This is a genomic window from Bacillus sp. C1, assembly GCF_054570475.1.
Window position 1 is genome coordinate 421,273 of sequence record NZ_JBTMZT010000002.1, and the last position, 17,181, is coordinate 438,453.

Genomic DNA, 17,181 nt, shown 5'->3' on the forward strand with positions numbered 1-17,181 from the left:
TCTTAGGAAATTACGTTTGAATTTAAAATGAGAAGTGCAAACTTAGTAGTATCTGATGATGCGTAATATTCACGGTATATATAGGTTGCAGGGTATAATGAAAGAAAGAGTAAAGGAGGCTTTCTGTGAAAATAAGACGATATTTTAATATGACGACTATTTTTATCATATATACATTACTGATGTTTTATATCGGCTGGAATGGTTGGATGTGGCTTCGAGCAACGTTTCGCTTAGAGTCTTGGGGATATTACGCTGTACTAGTTGGTTTATTCTCATATGCGTATTTAATTGTTCAAGTTTTTAAATTTATTCCGTTTTTACGGACAATTGGTTCTTACTGGTTTGCGGTGATACAATATGCGCTTATATTGTTGCCACTTGCTGATATAACAGTGTTTATTTTGCAGTGGTTCGCAGTCCCGAAAGATACAGCTATTATGTGGACGGGCATTGTTACGCTTAGTTTGTTTGTTTTTATCTTTAGTTATGGAACGTTTAACGCGTATAGCCCAATTGTTCGAAAGTATGAGATTCATATATCGAAAGAAGGGAGAGGACGTAAAACACTTCGCATTGCGATGGCTTCTGATATGCATTTTGGTAAATTGTCAGGTGTTTCTCATTTGAAAAGGTTAGTGCATCATGTAAATGAGATGAATCCCGATATAATTTTGCTGCCAGGAGATATTATTGATGATCATCCCGGAGAATTTATTAAAAAGAATATGGGACAAGTGATGAAACAGATGAAGGCACCACTTGGTGTATATGGAGTACTTGGAAACCATGAATATTACGGGGGAGCCATTCCGCAGTTTCTGCAAGAGATGAAGAAGATTGATATTCATATTTTATTAGATGAAGTGATGAAAATTGATGATAGTTTTTACCTTGTCGGAAGAAGGGATAAAACAGAGCGAGATCGTCAAAGCTTTGAAGAGCTTATGCGTACAGTCGATCGATCACTTCCCGTTATCGCGATGGATCACCAGCCGTTTGCATTAAAAGAGGCAGCAGAATCAGGTGTTGATTTACTATTATCAGGTCATACACATAGGGGACAAATGGCACCCAATCATTTAATTACGAGAAGAATGTATGAACTAGACTGGGGATACTTACAAAAAGAAACATTCCATGCGGTCGTTTCGTCTGGATTTGGTTTTTGGGGGCCGCCCCTTAGACTGGGGAGCCGGTCAGAGGTCATTCAGATTGATGTCATGTTTGAGTGAATAGAGAAAACAACCATTCAAACTGGAATGGTTGTTTTTTCAGTTTATGGGGAAACGGGAGCTTGGGAGTGTGTTTTTTGTCGCTTTTTGTTGGTTAGTCGATATCCTTTGTCGAATCGCTGATATATTCAAATTTGCGTCGATATACTGTGAGAAACGGTTGATATATTTGAAAAATCGCTGATAAAGTGAAACTTGAATCAGTGGGGGGCTTCATCCCCACTGATTATTAGCCCTCACCAATCGGGCATTAACGGGCAGCCCGACTCCCACCTATCTTCCCTGCATTTCTCTGAATCTTGAGGTGGGAATCTTACTGCCCGTTAATGCGGGGTAAAATTTCATTCACCACTTCTATACGAACACCTCTCATCAGATCACCGTGTTTTTTCAATGATCTATCCCCCTATAACAACGAATTGTATTTCGGGAAGTTGCAAATTTCTGTAAAATAAAAGCAAAAAACGTCAAGAAAAGAATGCTCTTCTCTTTTATCATAATACATATAAGGTCGGGTGAATGGAGATGGAAAGTTATGAAACACAAATTCAAAAAGTGATTGATTATATTGAAGAAGATGTAATGGAGAAGCAGGCGCTTCGTCATTTAGCGCGTATTGCAAATTTTTCAGAGTATCATTTTCACCGCGTATTCCAAACGTTAGTAGGTGATACAGTTATGGAGTACGTACGGAAGAGAAGGCTTGCCCGAGCGGCTTATCAGCTTTCTCATACAGATGAAAAGATTCTTGATATCGCATTAGAGCATGGCTTTCAATCTCATGAAACATTCACCAGGGCCTTTAAAAAATTGTTTCAAATGACGCCAAGTCGTTACCGAAAGCAAGGAATCAATACACCGATGTATGACAAAGTGAATGTGAAACAAAGAAAATTCAATCCATATTTAGGGGGAATACAAATGGAATTTCGTATTGAGAAGAAACCGGTATTTCATGTAGCTGGGTATGAACTGAAGACGTCTAGTAAAGAGGGGAAAAATCAAAAAGAGATTCCTGCATTTTGGGATCATTATTTACAAAACGATCTTGCAAATAATATTTCAAACCGTAAACATACGGATCAATATGTGGAGCTTGGAATGTGTACGGATTTTAATTTAGAAACAGGTGATTTCACATATATTATTGGAATGGAAGTTACGGACTTTGAGAATGTACCGAGTGAACTTGCGAAGCGTACGTTCCCAGAGGCAACATATGCTGTATTTACAACACCAGAAGTACCGCATAAAGATATGGTATCGTCTATCCAGCAAACGTGGAATAGCATTTTCACAGAATGGTTCCCGCACTCAGGATATGAGCATGCGGGCGTTACAGAGTTCGAGCTGTATGATGAGCGTTGTCATGAAGATAAGAGTGAGTTCGCTCAAGTTGAGATTTGGTTGCCGGTGCAGAAGAAACAGTAAGAACAAGAAATGATTTCTTTCTACCTTACAAAATTGTAAGGTAGTTTTTAAATATTCTTCATTGACGTTTTAACCAACCTGTAACTATAATGGTTACAGGTTGGTTGGCGTACATATAAATATAATAGCCAATGAACCTATATTACAATCAGAATGGAGAATATATAGGGTATGAAAAAAATTATTTTAGCTAGTGCATTAGGAATCGCAGCACTTTCAGGAACGACTTTACCAGGATTTGAAGTAACAAAAGTGAGTGCTGCTACTCCTTCAAATCTTTCAATTTCAAAGGGGAATGCGACGCAGCAACTTCTTTTAGAACAACAACGTGAAAAGCGTTCCGGTACAGTAATTGAAAAAACAGATGTAGCTCTTGTAATTTCAGACAAGGATGCAACGATTGTGGCTCATGTGTCTCCTGAAGTACTGAAAAATGTGAGTATAGGAGATAAAGTGAATGTTTATGCCACAATGTTCTTTAAAACGCTTGTACCAGGTAGTCCTTTTTCTGCTGTACATCCAATTATTCAAAAAATGGGTGAACAAAATGTGTTAGACAAACAGTATGAAAAACGTTCCGGTACAGTCACTAAAAAAACGGACATAGCTCTTGTCGTTTCAGATCATCATTCAGAGATTGTGGCCAAGGTTTCTCCTGAAGTACTGAAAAATATGAATATAGGAGATAAAGTAAATGTCTATGCGAAATCGTTCTTTGGTACTTTAGTTCCGGGTAGTCCTCTTAATGCGATTGCTCCGATTGTTGAAAAAGTAGCGAAAGAAAATGTGCAAACAACTCAAGAAGGAAATCAAACTAAACAAGATTTTATAACGGGCCAAGTGATCGCAGCAGCAAGTGATCATGTAGTTGTCCGCTATACAAATGAGCAAGGAGAAAACAAGCAAGTAGTGGTAGAGCTTTCGAAAAAGCAACGATTCAATAGAGGAGATCAAGTACAAGTTTCTGATTTAAAAAATTGGAAAACGCAAAGTACCGGTGCAGTAGTAGCAAAAGATTCTATTACAAAAGTAAATGAAAGTGAAACTCAAAAAAAGCAAGACTTTATCACAGGCCAAGTGATCGCAACAGCAAGTGATCATGTAGTGGTGCGCTATACAAATGAGCAAGGAGAAAACAAGCAAGTAGTGGTAGAGCTTTCGAAAAAGCAACGATTCAATAGAGGAGATCAAGTACAAGTTTCTGATTTAAAAAATTGGAAAACGCAAAGTACCGGTGCAGTAGTAGCAAAAGATTCTATTACAAAAGTAAATGAAAGTGAAACTCAAAGAAAGCAAGACTTTATCACAGGCCAAGTGATCGCAGCAGCGAGTGATCATGTAGTTGTCCGCTATACAAATGAGCAAGGAGAAAACAAGCAAGTAGTGGTAGAGCTTTCGAAAAAGCAACGATTTAATAGAGGAGATCAAGTACAAGTTTCTGATTTAAAAAATTGGAAAACGCAAAGTACCGGAGCAGTAGTAGCAAAAGATTCTATTACAAAAGTAAATGAAAGTGAAACTCAAAAAAAGCAAGACTTTATCACAGGCCAAGTGATCGCAACAGCAAGTGATCATGTAGTTGTCCGCTATACAAATGAGCAAGGAGAAAACAAGCAAGTAGTGGTAGAGCTTTCGAAAAAGCAACGATTTAATAGAGGAGATCAAGTACAAGTTTCTGATCTAAAAAATTGGAAAACGCAAAATTCTGGTGCAGTAGTAGCGAAAGATTCTATTGCAAAATTAAAATAGAGCTTATATAGAGAAGGAGCTGTTCATAAGTCGGTTTTACTGGCTTATGGGCAGCTTCATTTACTTTTTTGCTTGTATTTACGAAATATAGTATACAAGTAACGTTAAAATCATGTGATAAAATGAGATCTTATTTCTCGTGCATAAAAGAGGGGACGCTAAATCAGATTGTAGTCTACCATATCTCCTATTAAACTTACATACATTGATCACCTTCCCATGAAATGCTCCTACATTCAGAGTAAGATGTTTAAGAAAACTAAGAATCAGGAAAACGATGGGAAATGCTTAGGCAAAGCCTTGGCGAAATCCTTTTTTACATATGAAAAACAAGTTGAATTGTAAAGGGAGAATTCATTTTTGAAGCGTTTGATTTTTTATGAGCTTTTTATTAAACTGGACATCTCATAGGGGAGTACACGCTTTCTTTCTATTTGACTATTTACTATGATTTGTTACTAATATAGGCACAATGGATCGATATTTTAGGAGGTGCACTGTACGAATGAAACTTTTATTAGTCGAGGATGAGGTTATATTATCAAATATTATTTCAAAAGGGTTAAAAAAGTCGGGATATGCTGTCGATACGGTTTTTGATGGGAAAGAAGCGTTAGAACTTGTCGAGATCAATGTATACGATTTAATTATATTAGATTTAAATTTACCGAGTATGGACGGGATGGAAGTGTTAAGGCGGATTCGAAGTAAGTGCGCCGATATAAAAATACTCATTCTTTCGGCTCGTTCAGATGTTCATGATAAAATTACAGGTCTTGATAGTGGGGCCAATGATTACTTAGTAAAGCCTTTCGATTTTCAAGAACTAGATGCGCGAATACGCAGCTTATTAAGACGCTCTTTTACGCAAGAAAGTACTGTTCTTTCCTGTTCTAATATCACACTTGATAGTTCGAAAAAACTGGTGTTTGTGAATCATTCGCTCATCGATTTAACAAAAAAAGAATATTCAATTTTAGAATATTTTATGTTTCATAAAAACAAGGTGATCAGTGCGGAAGAATTAATAGAACATATTTGGGATAGTGAGGTGGACTTATTTTCAAATTCACTAAAATTTCATATTCATTCTTTACGAAAAAAAATTGCCGACGTACTAGGGGAAAGAGAAGTAATTAAGACAATTCGCGGTCAAGGGTATGTAATCTCAGAAAGTGAAGGAAGCGAATCTAATGAATAAATTAACATTAAGAATGAGACTTACCGTTTTAACGGGGTGCATCTTGATTGTTACGACAACTTTACTAACAGTTCTTTCTATTTATAGTGCTCAGTATAAGCTTGTTATACCTCTATCGAAAACAATAATAATATCAGATCAAAGGCAAAGCTTCAATAAAGAAATGATAGAAGGTCCTGTTTTAAATGAAGGTGTGAATAGCAAATTAGCTTTGCAGTCGTCGGCTATGGATGCGGTGAGAGAAGGAAAAGAACAGTTTAAAAATCAGAGTATTATTTGGATGCTGACGATTATTGTAGTCGGTATCGTTACAATTTATATTGTAGCAGGTAAAGCGTTAAAGCCAGTAAAGGAACTCAATAACAAGGTAGAAAAGGTTAGTGAGGATAATTTGTCTCAACGTATTGAAAAAATTTCTACAAAAGACGAAATTGGAGATTTAGCTGTTTCCTTCAATAAAATGCTTGATCGATTAGAGAAATCTTTTATGTATCAAAAAAGTTTTGCAGCGAATGCGGCACATGAACTGAAAACGCCACTTACAATCATGAAATCAAGCATTCAGGTCTTAAAGCTCGACAAATCACCTACACTAGGAGATTATAAGGAAAATATCGAAGTAACGGAACAGAGTACGGAAAGGCTTATACAAGTTGTGAATGACTTATTAACGTTAGCAGACGAACAAACAGACAATTTCTCGGACCCTATTGAGCTAAAACAATTGTTTGAAACCATTTCTGTTGAATTACGTCCTTTTTGTATGGAAAAAGACACAAATATTTCTCTAGATATTTGCGATGCAAGCATGATCGGAAGTAAAACATTGTTGTATAGAGCGTTTTCAAACTTAATCGAAAATGCAATCAAATATAATCACAATGGTGGAACTGTGAAAGTAATAGTCAGCGTTCATAATGAAATAATTCGAATTTCTATTTCGGACACGGGAATTGGAATACCACAAGAAGAGATACCTTTTATATTTGAGCCATTTTATCGTGTAGAGAAATCTCGAACTCGTCAGCTAGGTGGTTCTGGCTTAGGGTTATCCATTGTAAGAACAATTATTGAAAAGCATAAGGGGACAGTGCAGGTGGAAAGCACAATGAACGTTGGAACAACATTTGAAGTAAATGTACCCGTTGTTTCTAAGTGTGAGGGAAATCGAAAATGAATGATAGTAAGAATTGAAGAAAGGTAGAAAAAGCTGATCATATGTATCAGCTTTTTCTACCTTTTAAAGCAACAATTGTCTCTGTATTTATAAGTTTCGTATTTATGATCCATGTTATTCCTAAAGTTAATGCCATATTAAGAGCGATTAAAAGTGAATATAAACTTAAACCTAAATCAAGTTTATATCCAAATTTACTAGCATAAGCAACATTAAACAATACACTTAGCAAAATACTTAAAAGTGTAGATACAGCTCCAAACAGTAAGCTTTCTTTAGAAAATATCTTTCTAACATTTTTTTTCGTATAGCCTAACGAAGCTAAAATTCCTATTTCGGTATATCTTTCGAGTGAAACTTTATAAATCATGGCAAAACCAATGATAATGAAAACAATGAGGATTAAGCCTGATAACATTGAAAATAACTGTAATGTACTTTCAAAACTATTTTTAAATGCTGTAACTTCCTTTTCTTTCGTTGATACATTGATATCTTTATCTTTCATTAACTTGTCTATCTTTGGAATGTCATTAAATTCCTTTATGTGAAATGATATAGCGGATGCTTCTTTCGTATTTGTGTGTTTGTAGATTTCTTTTTCTACATCGGCACTCAGTGTAAAGTTATCATATTTATCATTCGATATACCCGTAACTTTTACATTTATATTTTGTTTCTTACCATTTTTATCAACATATTCAAAATCTACATATTTTCCAATCAACTCATTTGTTTTTGGGGTTAACTTAGCCGCAACGCTATTGGAAAGAGCGATTCCCCTTTCATCATCTTTTGGCATCGTTCCATACACCATAGAAAAGTCAGAGTTTATTATAGTCGGTGATTTTGACTGTATATTCTTCTGATTTTCATTGTAATTGATAGAAATGTTCTCTAACTTATATTGGTAGTATATATTGTCTATAGAATCAATCGTTTGTAATTCTTTAAATGAAGTCTCTAAGTCTTTATCACCTTTCGTAACAGAAGCTTTATTATAAAAAGAGTTTTTATCTTTAAAATCATCAATTGCATGATTGATGATTTCTTTTGATCCTAAGGAAGAAATAAATGCCGCAGATCCAAATGCAATCAGAAAGGCTGCGATGAAAAATTTGAAAAAGTGGATTTTAAAATTTTTTATACATAATTTCCAAGCTGTATCATTTCCAAGGTTAGGAGTCATATGTTTTTTTCGAGAAGCATGATTTTGATTCATATCTTCTTTCTTTTCTTTTATAACTTTTATAGAATGGTCTTCAAGGGAAATAATTTCATCAGCATAAGTAGCAACATCATCATCATGAGTAATGACAATAATCGTTTTATTTTTAGAAAGTTCTTTGATGATTTCCATAATTGACGTCGTAGTATCTTCATCTAATGCTCCAGTAGGTTCATCGGCAAGAATGACATCAGGATCATTGATTAAAGCTCTAGCAATAGAAACCCTTTGTTTTTGACCACCACTTAAGTTTTCTATCGGCTCATTTGCTTTACTACCTAGACCAAGGTCAGTAAGCAATTTTAATGCTTTATTGTGCTTTTTACTATTTGATAGACCAGGGTCTAGATGTAATCCCATCACAACATTTTCAATGGCAGTATACCCAGTAAGTAAATTGTAATGTTGAAATATGAAACCGACATTATGAAACCGGTATGTACATAATTCATCAAGGGTTAAATTTTGTAAATGATTTTCCTCAACATCTATTTCTCCTACATAGTCTCTATCAAAACCAGCTAGCAAGTTTAATAACGTTGTCTTTCCAGAACCGCTAGGTCCTAGAAAGCAAGTTAACGTATTATTTTTAAAAGTGTAACTTGTATTTTGGTATATGGTATTTTCTTTGTATTTCTTTGTCACATTTTTAAAATGTATCATTATACATCGCCTATCTTTAAATTTTTTGAGGGCTTGATAGTAGCTGACATGATCGATGAGATAACACCAATCACGAGTCCTTGCGCTATCATGATTGCTACACCTAAAAGTAAAGAATCTTTACCAGAAACCGACATATTAAATAAACTTGTACTGAATATATTTAGCACTGGGAAAGTAATTAAAAATACAATACTTGATAGTAATGATACTTGTAGATATTCAAATATCGTTAAATTTAATATACTTTTACTGTTATAGCCGTTTATTTTAAGTATGGCATGTTCATTTTTTCTTAAGTATGAGTTAATAACTGTTAACGCTAACGTGATAACAATTGATAAAACTAAGAAAATTGTGGAAATTGAAGATCCTTGGTCTTCATTTGTAGCTTTTAAATTTAACATATCTTGTATAGAACTAAAGTCACCTTGAGGGGATAAACCTGCTTTTTGTAATTTATCAACTAAAGGTAAAATGTCTTCTAACGTTTTAGCTCTTATTTTCACCCCTAAATTAGAGGTATCTACATTTGCCTGTTTAAATATCTCTTTGTTTGCTTGTAGACTGTATATAAAAGCGTCCTTTAATTCCATTTGGTTGTAAAAATTAGTGTCTATAACACCTGATACAGTTAAATCATTAAGAGAAACCTCAGAGGCTCCCAAAGATCTGCTATTCATCGCGCCAGTCATACTAAGTTTTTTACCGATTACATCTTTTGGTTTTAAGTTTAACTCATCTAATACAATTTTAGGAATTGCAACTTCCATTTTATTATAAGCCGGCATTTTTCCAGCTATCAAATTTTGGACTGTTGGAGAAACATTACTAGTCTCTGGTTTGTAATCTTTTACAATATCGCCAATATTTATATTCAGATTCGCTAACGGTGTACTAGTATACATATAATCTATGCCCGGACTCTCTTTTAATAACTCATATGCTTTAGAAGTATCTTGTTCCATCGCTTGTCCGTTAGCATTACCTCCAGTAGAAGTTGAATTTGGGGTAAGATATATATCTCGAATCGAATCTCCTCGTTCTTTAACGAGCTCGTTGTATGTATCGTCTTGTTGTTCTTGTATATTTCCACTTACGTTCATAAGTAAGAAAAAGGATGATAAAATGAGCATAGCTGCAGTTAGTGAAAATTTTATTGATAAACCTTTTATATTTTTGAAGGCCTGAATGATAGCGTCCTTAAAAGAAAGTGTTGGCTGAATCCATTTATCTTTCATTTTGCTAGAGGGAGCTTTATCTTGAAAACTCGTTTTCTCTAGCTTTCCGCCTTTTAGTAAAAAGCTGTTTGAATCTTTATCGATTAGACTTTTATCATGAGTAACGATAATGACTAATTTTTCTTTTGCTATTTTTCTTAACAAATCAATAATAACTTTAGAAGATGCAGCATCTAATGCTCCAGTAGGTTCATCAGCTATTATGATTTCGGGATCTTTTATTAAAGCTCTAGCAATCGCAACTCTTTGTTTCTGCCCGCCAGAAAGTTTAGATACTTTCGTTTTTGCTAAATTTCCAATCTCCAATCTATTTAACATCATTCTCACTTTTTTATCTTTTTCAGCAGCGCTAAGAGGGGAAAGGTTTATAATTAGTTTTACATTATCTTCTACAGATAAATGATTGAGTAATTGGAAGTTTTGCCAAATAAACCCTACTGAATTGTAATAATAATTGTTTAACTCCGGTGTACTAAAACCTTTTAATGATTGATCTTTAAATCGTACATCTCCTTCAAAATCATTGTCCATTCCACTTATTATCTTTAATAGTGTGGACTTCCCACTTCCAGATGGACCTAGTATAAAATTTAGGCCTCCCGTAAACTCAGCGGATAAATCGTGTAATACGGTTTCGTTACCAAATTTTTTTCTTATATTATTTAACGATAACATAGTAACCTCCTCTTATTTTCCTTTTCTATAACACTGTCATTTGAAACTGTAGATGCACATGCAGAATACGAAATTTGTCCCGTCAATATCCCTTATCTAATGTGTTTCAATTTCATCAAAAAATGATTTGTAGTGCTTGTTAGAAGCTAGTATATCTATTTCTAGGTTAGGAGAAGGTTAGATTTTTTCTAATGTAACGATTGTTTAGTGGGGAAAATCTAATGGAAGGGAGTGTTTGTTCAGCACAATTATTACTACTTGTATCATCAATATGGTAACGTGCTTCTTATATTTACGATTATAAAAAATTACAAATATTTTTTATAAATTTTACTTTGATTTTACTTACATATTTTAATCTGAAATGGATATAGCTTAAGGAATTGGAGGATTAAATTTGAAGAAAATTATCGCAGGTTCTATTCTATTATTTAGTATTGTTGGCATCATTTTAGGTTTTCAAGTAGTAGGGGCGGAAAGTTTTAAAAAAGAACAGACTTTTGAAGCGGATCGAATTGAAGAAGTAGAAGTGAATAATGATTCTTGGAATATTGAATTCAAACATACGGAATCGAAAAAAATAGCAATTGAAGTGGATGGTAAACAAAAAAATAAAAAGAAAGACCCTGTAACGATTCGAACGGATAAGAAGAAATTGTTCATTAATCAAACGGGTGAACAGAGATGGCTTAGTGGATTTAGTTTTGGAAGAGAAGGGAAAATTACAATCTCCATTCCTAAAAATAAGATTGATCAGATTACTGTACATAATCGCGATGGGGATATGAAAATAAATGATGTAAAAACAAAATATATCGCCGTTTCCAATGGATCAGGTGCAGGAAAAATAGAAGGACTCACAGCAGAAGAGGGGAAGTTTACCTCAAAAGATGGGGAATTGAGTATGAAAAATAGTTCCTTTCAGGAATTGGCAGTAGATTCCACTACTGGTGGTAACTATTTAACAAATGTGATAAGTAAGAAGATGAAACTGAATTCAACAGATGGTGAAGTATTGGTTAAAGGGATCGAAGAGGAGAAGTCAATATTTGTAGAAACAAAGTCAGGAGACATTACTGTTGCGTATAAAGAAGCACCCCAGTCGTTAATGCTTAGCGCGAAGAGTGATTCATCTGACATTACAGTTGATTTAAAAGGATTTAAGGCGGAGAAGAAGACTGAAGGGGCGAAGAAGGGGACGATTGGTGATGCGTCAAATCAATTAGAAATTGTAAGTCAAGATGGAACGATACATGTAAAATAGAGGCCAGAAACAGGCATAGCTATCAAGTTAAGGTTACGTATGTATCATTTTCATCAAAAAGAAGCTGTCTCCAAAAGGTCGTTTTTAACGACCTTTTGGGACAGCTTCTCAGTTTTTTGGGAAACAGGGCTAGGAGGCTCCTATTTTTTTGTCGTTTTTTGTTGGTTAGTCGATATCCTTTGTCGAATCGCTGATATATTCAAATTTGCGCCGATATATTGTGGGTAATGATCGATATATTTGAAAGATCGCTGATAAAATTTCATTCACCAATTTATACGAACAGACCATGTCCGATCACCATGTTTCTTGTTATAACTTTGTAGCATTTCTCTTTCTCCATAGTTTCTTTTTTTCTTAACTTGATGACTATGAAAATGGGAATATCATCGTAATAGTCGTCCCTTTCCCAATCTCACTTTCAATCGCAATTGTCCCGTTATGTGCCATAACAAGTTGTTTTGTAATAGCTAAGCCAAGACCTGTTCCTGCGTTGTTTTCTTCTGTGTTGGTCCCGCGGTAATATCGGTCAAATAAAAGTTCTTTCGTTTTTTCATCCATTCCTTTTCCATTATCAGAAATAGATAGCGTGAAAGCTTGTTTGTTTTGTCCGAGTTTTACGATTACATTGGTTGTTGCATTGTTATGTTTTACAGCATTTGCGAGTAAGTTCTCAATGATGCGCTGAAACCACTTTTCTTCAATAGAATAATGAATAGTACTAGCGCTTGGAACAAATTCAATGTTTTGATTTTGTAGCGTTGGATTGTTAATAAATTGCAGTAATACTTTTTGAACAAATTGGTTAATCTCAACTTGAATGTGCTGAGAGGGAATGGCGTTATTTTTTAATTGATACGTTAAGCTTAAATCGTCAATTAATGTTGTCATATATTGAGATTTCTCTCGAATGACACGGCCAAACTCTTGAATGTCGTGATCAGTCCAGTTATATTGCTTCGATTCTAATAAAAGAGAATAACCATAAATGGAACTAAGTGGTGTTTTTAAATCGTGCGTGAGACCAGTAATCCATTCTTCTCGCGTTTGTTCAATAACTTTTCGCATAGAGTCATTTTTTTTAAGTGTAATGGAAAGGTGTTCTAAAGCGGCTGTGACGTCTTTAAAAAGACGGAAGGACCACTTTTCTTTACCAGAACGCCGAAAACGAACGGTTTTTCCTTTTTTACTTACTGGTTCTTCATAGGTTCCGCTTGCGATATTTTTGAGCCAACGCATGGCGTGTAATAATGGCTTACCAAATTTTCTACCGTACCAAATCGAAAGAATAACTAAGTAGACAAACGCGATTAAAATAATAACGACAAATGCAATTAACATTTTTTTCGCAAATACATCTTCATTCATATCAGAAGGATAATAGTACTCATTTTTTACCGTTACTGTAAATAAAGTTTGGTCCTCTGGATTATAAAAACTAGAGGTGTTTTCCTTATGATTCCAAGGTTCTTTTTCAGAAAGCACAGTTTGGATAGCTGAAAAAGATTTTCTGTTTGTTTTTGGATAAGCAAATATTTCTTCGCCGTTTGCATTAAATATTTGCAGCGTGGCATTTTCTTCCGTCAGTCGTTTCTGTTCTTCCTCTGTTAAAGAAAAGTTAGCTGATAATGGTGAACCATGTCGTTGTTTTAATTCTTGTAGTAACGTGTTGCTTTTTAGTTTTCCGCCATAAATGACAATTGCTTTCTTTTCTTCTAATTCAATGTCCCAATATGTAAACGTATAAGTGTTTTGCACCGGATGCTGTAAATAAGCAATGAGTGATGTTTTTGTATAAGAACTTGGAACATCTTTCGGGGTGTTAAAGTTATATAGTACCTTGCCATTTTCATCTATAACTTGAAGCCAATCATTTTTCTTTTCAATGAGTTCTTTCATTTCAGAACTTAGTGTAATACGTTCGTCTTCTAAAGAGACATGTTGCGAAATCGTAAAGGTATCAAATTCAGGAACGTTTGGTTCATAAAGATTTGTATTAATAAGATGAACTAAGTAAGCGAAAGCCATAATCACTGCAATGAGCAAAGTAAATAAAACGAAACTATGTTGGAGAATGAATTGAATAATCAGTCTTCTGCGTAAATTCATAGTCGGTACCTACTTTGCGATGAACTTATAGCCAAGTCCACGAACGGTTTTTATATATTGTGGATTACTTGGATCAAGCTCAATTTTTTCACGTAGTTTTCGAATATGGACCATAACAGTATTGTCATCACCATTATAGGCAGGAGCGCCCCATACTTTTTCGTATATCTCTTCTTTTGAAAATACGTAATTCGGATGTTCACAGAAAAAGAGCAGGAGTTGAAAGAGCTGTGCGGAACATTCTACAACGGTTCCATCTACTTTTAATTCTGCTGCATGTTTATCAACTTGAAATCTTTCAAATGAAATAATTGTTGCTTCTTTCGTAGATTGTGAGACTTGTTTCATATGTCTTCGAAGCTGAGCTTTTATACGAGCAACAACTTCTAGTGGATTGAATGGTTTTGTAATATAATCATCCGCTCCGTATAGGAAGCCAGATACTTTATCTAAATCAGATGATTTTGCTGTTAGGAAGAAAATAGGACAATCTGTTTGTTGACGAATGATAGGACAAATGTCAAAACCAGATTTTCCAGGAAGCATAACATCTAGAATCATTAAATCATAGCGGTTTCGTTCGATGAAGCGTAAAGCTTCTTCAGCAGATGTAGCGGTTGTAATATGAGAAAATCCTTCTTTCTGTAGAATTGTTGTTAATAGTTGCAAAATAGCTGTTTCATCATCAACAAGTAAAATGTTTGCCTGATACAATAGAAAGCCCTCCCTTATTTTCATGGAATATCATAACATTTTCTTGTAAGTTATGGGATTTTTAAGGAAAATTTAAGGTTTTCTTTGCTAAAAAATAAGATTGGAATGATATGATGAATGTAACATAGGGGAGGAGATGAGTGTGAATCCGTTTTGTTCGATGCGAGCCAGATATTTTTTAATTATATTTACATCACTGAATTTTATAGGATATTTTAGTAAACGATTGTTAGAGAGTGCATTTCATATATCGATTTCTTCGTTTACAAGTTTCATTGTTTTATATGTTTTTCCTTCTGTTTGGTTATGGTATCAATGTAAGCGCCATTGTGTGCCGTTTTCTTTGTTTATCAATAGAAAAGAACAGTTTAACTTTCTACAAGTGTTGATGATTACAGTAATGTTATGTCTGTTTAGTTATGGATATCTTGTAGTATATATGTATAGCTTTGCATGGATTACACCAAATTTTATTATAAATATATTACGTGAACCTATTATGGGTAGTGTGGATGGATATATATATCAATTTATAACCCTCGTACTAGTAACTCCTATTATATGTGAATTCATATTTAGAGGTTTTTTATTTCAGCGTTTTGCAGCGAAATGGGGAACAGCGAAAGGAGTAATCATCGTGGCGCTCCTGTTTGGTTGTTTCCATATTGATTTTCTCGGTGCTGTCGTATTTAGCATTGTACTATCCATTGTATATATTCGGACGAAAAGCTTACTCATGCCTATTAGTATCCATATATTAAATAATGGCATCGTACTATTTACGTCTTTTATGGTTAGTAAAGAAGAAAGAATGAGTTTAGCAGATTTTACAAATCATACAACATTCTTAACGGGACTTATTATCTTTATTATCGGATTAAATTTAGTTCTCATCTTTCTATTTCAGAATCGTCGTTATATGAGTAAAAATATACCAGTAGTTTCCGGAAATAGAGTAAGGGAGTTTTAGCTTTTTATATAATGACAGCTATTATATATATCCAAATTAAAAAAACGAACATCAACCATTCTTTTTAGATGGATGAGAGCATCCGGCCGAGTGTAGTAGCGGTCAGTTCCCTTTTTAGCCCCATGCCATGTAAAAACAAACAGAAGAAATACGTGGAGATTTCCTTTTGTTTTCATAACCGCAATTTAGATGTTAGAAAATCAAATTGGATTTATAGATATTTCATTACACGGAAACGGCATTAGTGAATTGGAAGACAAAGAAAAATAGAGAAAGGAATGTGAATCCTTTGATGAACCAAACGATGCAGTCAAATAGAATATTTTATTTGATTATGGTGAGTTTAATTGTTATCACAACAGTGAATGTAGGGTTTCACTTTGATGAGTCATACTTTTTTGTTTATTTAGCACTTCATCTGTTAGGGCTCCTTTGTATTGGGGGCGGAATGGTAGCAGAAAAAAGAAATGAAGATGGAATTAATTATATATGTGTGCTTGGTCTTATGTTACTTCTCGCTGTACAAGGTATTATGAAGTATAGTTCGATTTCTTTTCACGATGTCAATTTTGTTGTGAATATTTTTCAGTAAAAGGTGCTGATTGAGCGTGTCGAAAAAACAAGTTGGATACATTGGTGTTTTACTTGGATTCATTATTATTGCAGGAAAAGTGTATCTACACGATTATGAATACAGAAAATATATAAGTGGTCTCGGCCTTGTTTGTTGGCTTGCGAGCGCATTTCTTATTCCAACATATGAAGCGAAGAAATAGATAGAGAAATAATAGAATGGTTAGACTTTCATATTCGTAGCATAATGATATATATAAATACAAATTGAAAAAATGACAAAAAACCATCCTTTTTAAGTGGGAGAGAGCATCCAGCCATGCATAGAAGCGGTTAGTGCCTTTTTTAGCCCCATTCCATGTGAAAACACAAGGAGAAAATGAGTGAAGTTCACTTTTTGTTCTTCCTAGCAGCGGGTTATGTGTCGGAAAATCAAAATAGATTTATATAGAACAAAAAACCTCTTCTCGTGACAGGAGAGGTTTTTTATAGTGCTTTTTTCGCTTTTTAAGCTATTACATCCACGTTCTCACACACTCTACTGTATGGCTGTTTTCATCTGAACCTTGATTATGTGAAGAAAACTGATCTCGAAGCTGAAATGTTACAGAATGGAAATGTCAACCTAACCATAACTTGTATTACCATATTCCCCAAAAATATACTTTGAGACATTGTCATAAAGGTTTGAAATTATTATGACATCTTCAAAAAAAATATAAATGCTATGCAACATTAATTTATTGTAGAGATATATAAGAAATAATAAAAAAAGAAGAAATGCACAATGAAAAAAGTTATCCAAGTATAACTTGATGATGCCAAATCAAGAAGAGGGGAGTTCATTGTTATTATGTAACGCAATAATTGGAAACGTTTTCTTTATGAAGGAAAGAGTTGCTAGTGAATTGGAGATTTGTAAACTCATTATCGATAGTAAACAAAATTTGA

Annotated in this window: 13 protein-coding genes; 9 read left to right on the forward strand and 4 right to left on the reverse strand. The window is 34.3% G+C overall.

Annotated features, from left to right (window positions below; translation table 11 throughout):
* Positions 1-125 precede the first annotated feature (125 nt).
* From ACX5JI_RS08655 to ACX5JI_RS08675, 5 genes are all read left to right on the forward strand, one after another.
* The gene (locus tag ACX5JI_RS08655; protein WP_459500671.1) at positions 126-1,235 is read left to right on the forward strand and encodes a metallophosphoesterase; all 1,110 of its coding nucleotides are present in this window, start codon (positions 126-128) and stop codon (positions 1,233-1,235) included.
* Between the two features lie 525 nt (positions 1,236-1,760).
* Positions 1,761-2,666, forward strand: coding sequence for an AraC family transcriptional regulator (locus tag ACX5JI_RS08660; protein WP_459500672.1), 906 nt, complete (start codon positions 1,761-1,763; stop codon positions 2,664-2,666).
* Between the two features lie 171 nt (positions 2,667-2,837).
* Positions 2,838-4,415 carry a hypothetical protein gene (locus tag ACX5JI_RS08665; RefSeq protein WP_459500673.1) on the forward strand — a complete coding sequence of 526 codons (1,578 nt, stop codon included), beginning with the start codon at positions 2,838-2,840 and terminating at the stop codon, positions 4,413-4,415.
* Positions 4,416-4,920: 505 nt separating this feature from the next.
* On the forward strand, positions 4,921-5,616 hold the full coding sequence (locus ACX5JI_RS08670) for a response regulator transcription factor (RefSeq protein WP_459500674.1): 696 nt from the start codon (positions 4,921-4,923) through the stop codon (positions 5,614-5,616).
* Positions 5,609-6,793, forward strand: coding sequence for a sensor histidine kinase (locus ACX5JI_RS08675; protein WP_459500675.1), 1,185 nt, complete (start codon positions 5,609-5,611; stop codon positions 6,791-6,793). The genes ACX5JI_RS08670 and ACX5JI_RS08675 overlap by 8 nt, the downstream gene beginning before the upstream one ends.
* 46 nt (positions 6,794-6,839) lie before the next feature.
* Here the strand turns inward: ACX5JI_RS08675 and ACX5JI_RS08680 are convergent, their stop codons facing one another.
* The gene (locus ACX5JI_RS08680) at positions 6,840-8,684 is read right to left on the reverse strand and encodes an ABC transporter ATP-binding protein/permease (RefSeq protein ID WP_459500676.1); all 1,845 of its coding nucleotides are present in this window, start codon (positions 8,682-8,684) and stop codon (positions 6,840-6,842) included.
* The gene (locus tag ACX5JI_RS08685) at positions 8,684-10,600 is read right to left on the reverse strand and encodes an ATP-binding cassette domain-containing protein (protein WP_459500677.1); all 1,917 of its coding nucleotides are present in this window, start codon (positions 10,598-10,600) and stop codon (positions 8,684-8,686) included. The genes ACX5JI_RS08680 and ACX5JI_RS08685 overlap by 1 nt, the downstream gene beginning before the upstream one ends.
* Positions 10,601-10,997: 397 nt before the next feature.
* Here ACX5JI_RS08685 and ACX5JI_RS08690 point away from each other — a divergent pair, with 397 nt between their 5' ends.
* Positions 10,998-11,864 (forward strand): DUF4097 domain-containing protein, encoded by an 867-nt coding sequence (locus tag ACX5JI_RS08690; protein ID WP_459500678.1) that lies wholly within the window; start codon positions 10,998-11,000, stop codon positions 11,862-11,864.
* Between the two features lie 369 nt (positions 11,865-12,233).
* On the opposite strand, the gene ACX5JI_RS08695 is transcribed toward ACX5JI_RS08690, so the two are convergent.
* Both ACX5JI_RS08695 and ACX5JI_RS08700 read right to left on the reverse strand, forming a co-directional pair.
* Positions 12,234-13,973 (reverse strand): ATP-binding response regulator, encoded by a 1,740-nt coding sequence (locus tag ACX5JI_RS08695; protein ID WP_459500679.1) that lies wholly within the window; start codon positions 13,971-13,973, stop codon positions 12,234-12,236.
* 9 nt (positions 13,974-13,982) lie between these two features.
* Entirely contained in the window at positions 13,983-14,687 is a 705-nt protein-coding gene (locus ACX5JI_RS08700; RefSeq protein ID WP_459500680.1) for a response regulator transcription factor, read from the reverse strand.
* Between the two features lie 136 nt (positions 14,688-14,823).
* Here ACX5JI_RS08700 and ACX5JI_RS08705 point away from each other — a divergent pair, with 136 nt between their 5' ends.
* From ACX5JI_RS08705 to ACX5JI_RS08715, 3 genes are all read left to right on the forward strand, one after another.
* The gene (locus ACX5JI_RS08705; protein WP_459500681.1) at positions 14,824-15,657 is read left to right on the forward strand and encodes a CPBP family intramembrane glutamic endopeptidase; all 834 of its coding nucleotides are present in this window, start codon (positions 14,824-14,826) and stop codon (positions 15,655-15,657) included.
* Between the two features lie 292 nt (positions 15,658-15,949).
* Complete coding sequence (locus tag ACX5JI_RS08710; protein WP_459501059.1) at positions 15,950-16,249, forward strand: hypothetical protein; 300 nt, start codon at positions 15,950-15,952, stop codon at positions 16,247-16,249.
* Between the two features lie 16 nt (positions 16,250-16,265).
* Positions 16,266-16,433: a hypothetical protein gene (locus ACX5JI_RS08715; RefSeq protein WP_459500682.1), complete on the forward strand. Its 168-nt coding sequence runs from the start codon at positions 16,266-16,268 to the stop codon at positions 16,431-16,433.
* Positions 16,434-17,181 lie beyond the last annotated feature (748 nt).

Bases quoted from the DNA above. Each gene is read 5' to 3' on its own strand.
- ACX5JI_RS08680 (WP_459500676.1), bottom strand. From the start codon at position 8,684: ATGATACATTTTAAAAATGTGACAAAGAAATACAAAGAAAATACCATA.
- ACX5JI_RS08710 (WP_459501059.1), top strand. From the start codon at position 15,950: ATGAACCAAACGATGCAGTCAAATAGAATATTTTATTTGATTATGGTG.
- ACX5JI_RS08705 (WP_459500681.1), top strand. From the start codon at position 14,824: ATGAGTGTGAATCCGTTTTGTTCGATGCGAGCCAGATATTTTTTAATT.
- ACX5JI_RS08685 (WP_459500677.1), bottom strand. From the start codon at position 10,600: ATGTTATCGTTAAATAATATAAGAAAAAAATTTGGTAACGAAACCGTA.
- ACX5JI_RS08670 (WP_459500674.1), top strand. From the start codon at position 4,921: ATGAAACTTTTATTAGTCGAGGATGAGGTTATATTATCAAATATTATT.
- ACX5JI_RS08675 (WP_459500675.1), top strand. From the start codon at position 5,609: ATGAATAAATTAACATTAAGAATGAGACTTACCGTTTTAACGGGGTGC.
- ACX5JI_RS08695 (WP_459500679.1), bottom strand. From the start codon at position 13,973: ATGAATTTACGCAGAAGACTGATTATTCAATTCATTCTCCAACATAGT.
- ACX5JI_RS08665 (WP_459500673.1), top strand. From the start codon at position 2,838: ATGAAAAAAATTATTTTAGCTAGTGCATTAGGAATCGCAGCACTTTCA.
- ACX5JI_RS08660 (WP_459500672.1), top strand. From the start codon at position 1,761: ATGGAAAGTTATGAAACACAAATTCAAAAAGTGATTGATTATATTGAA.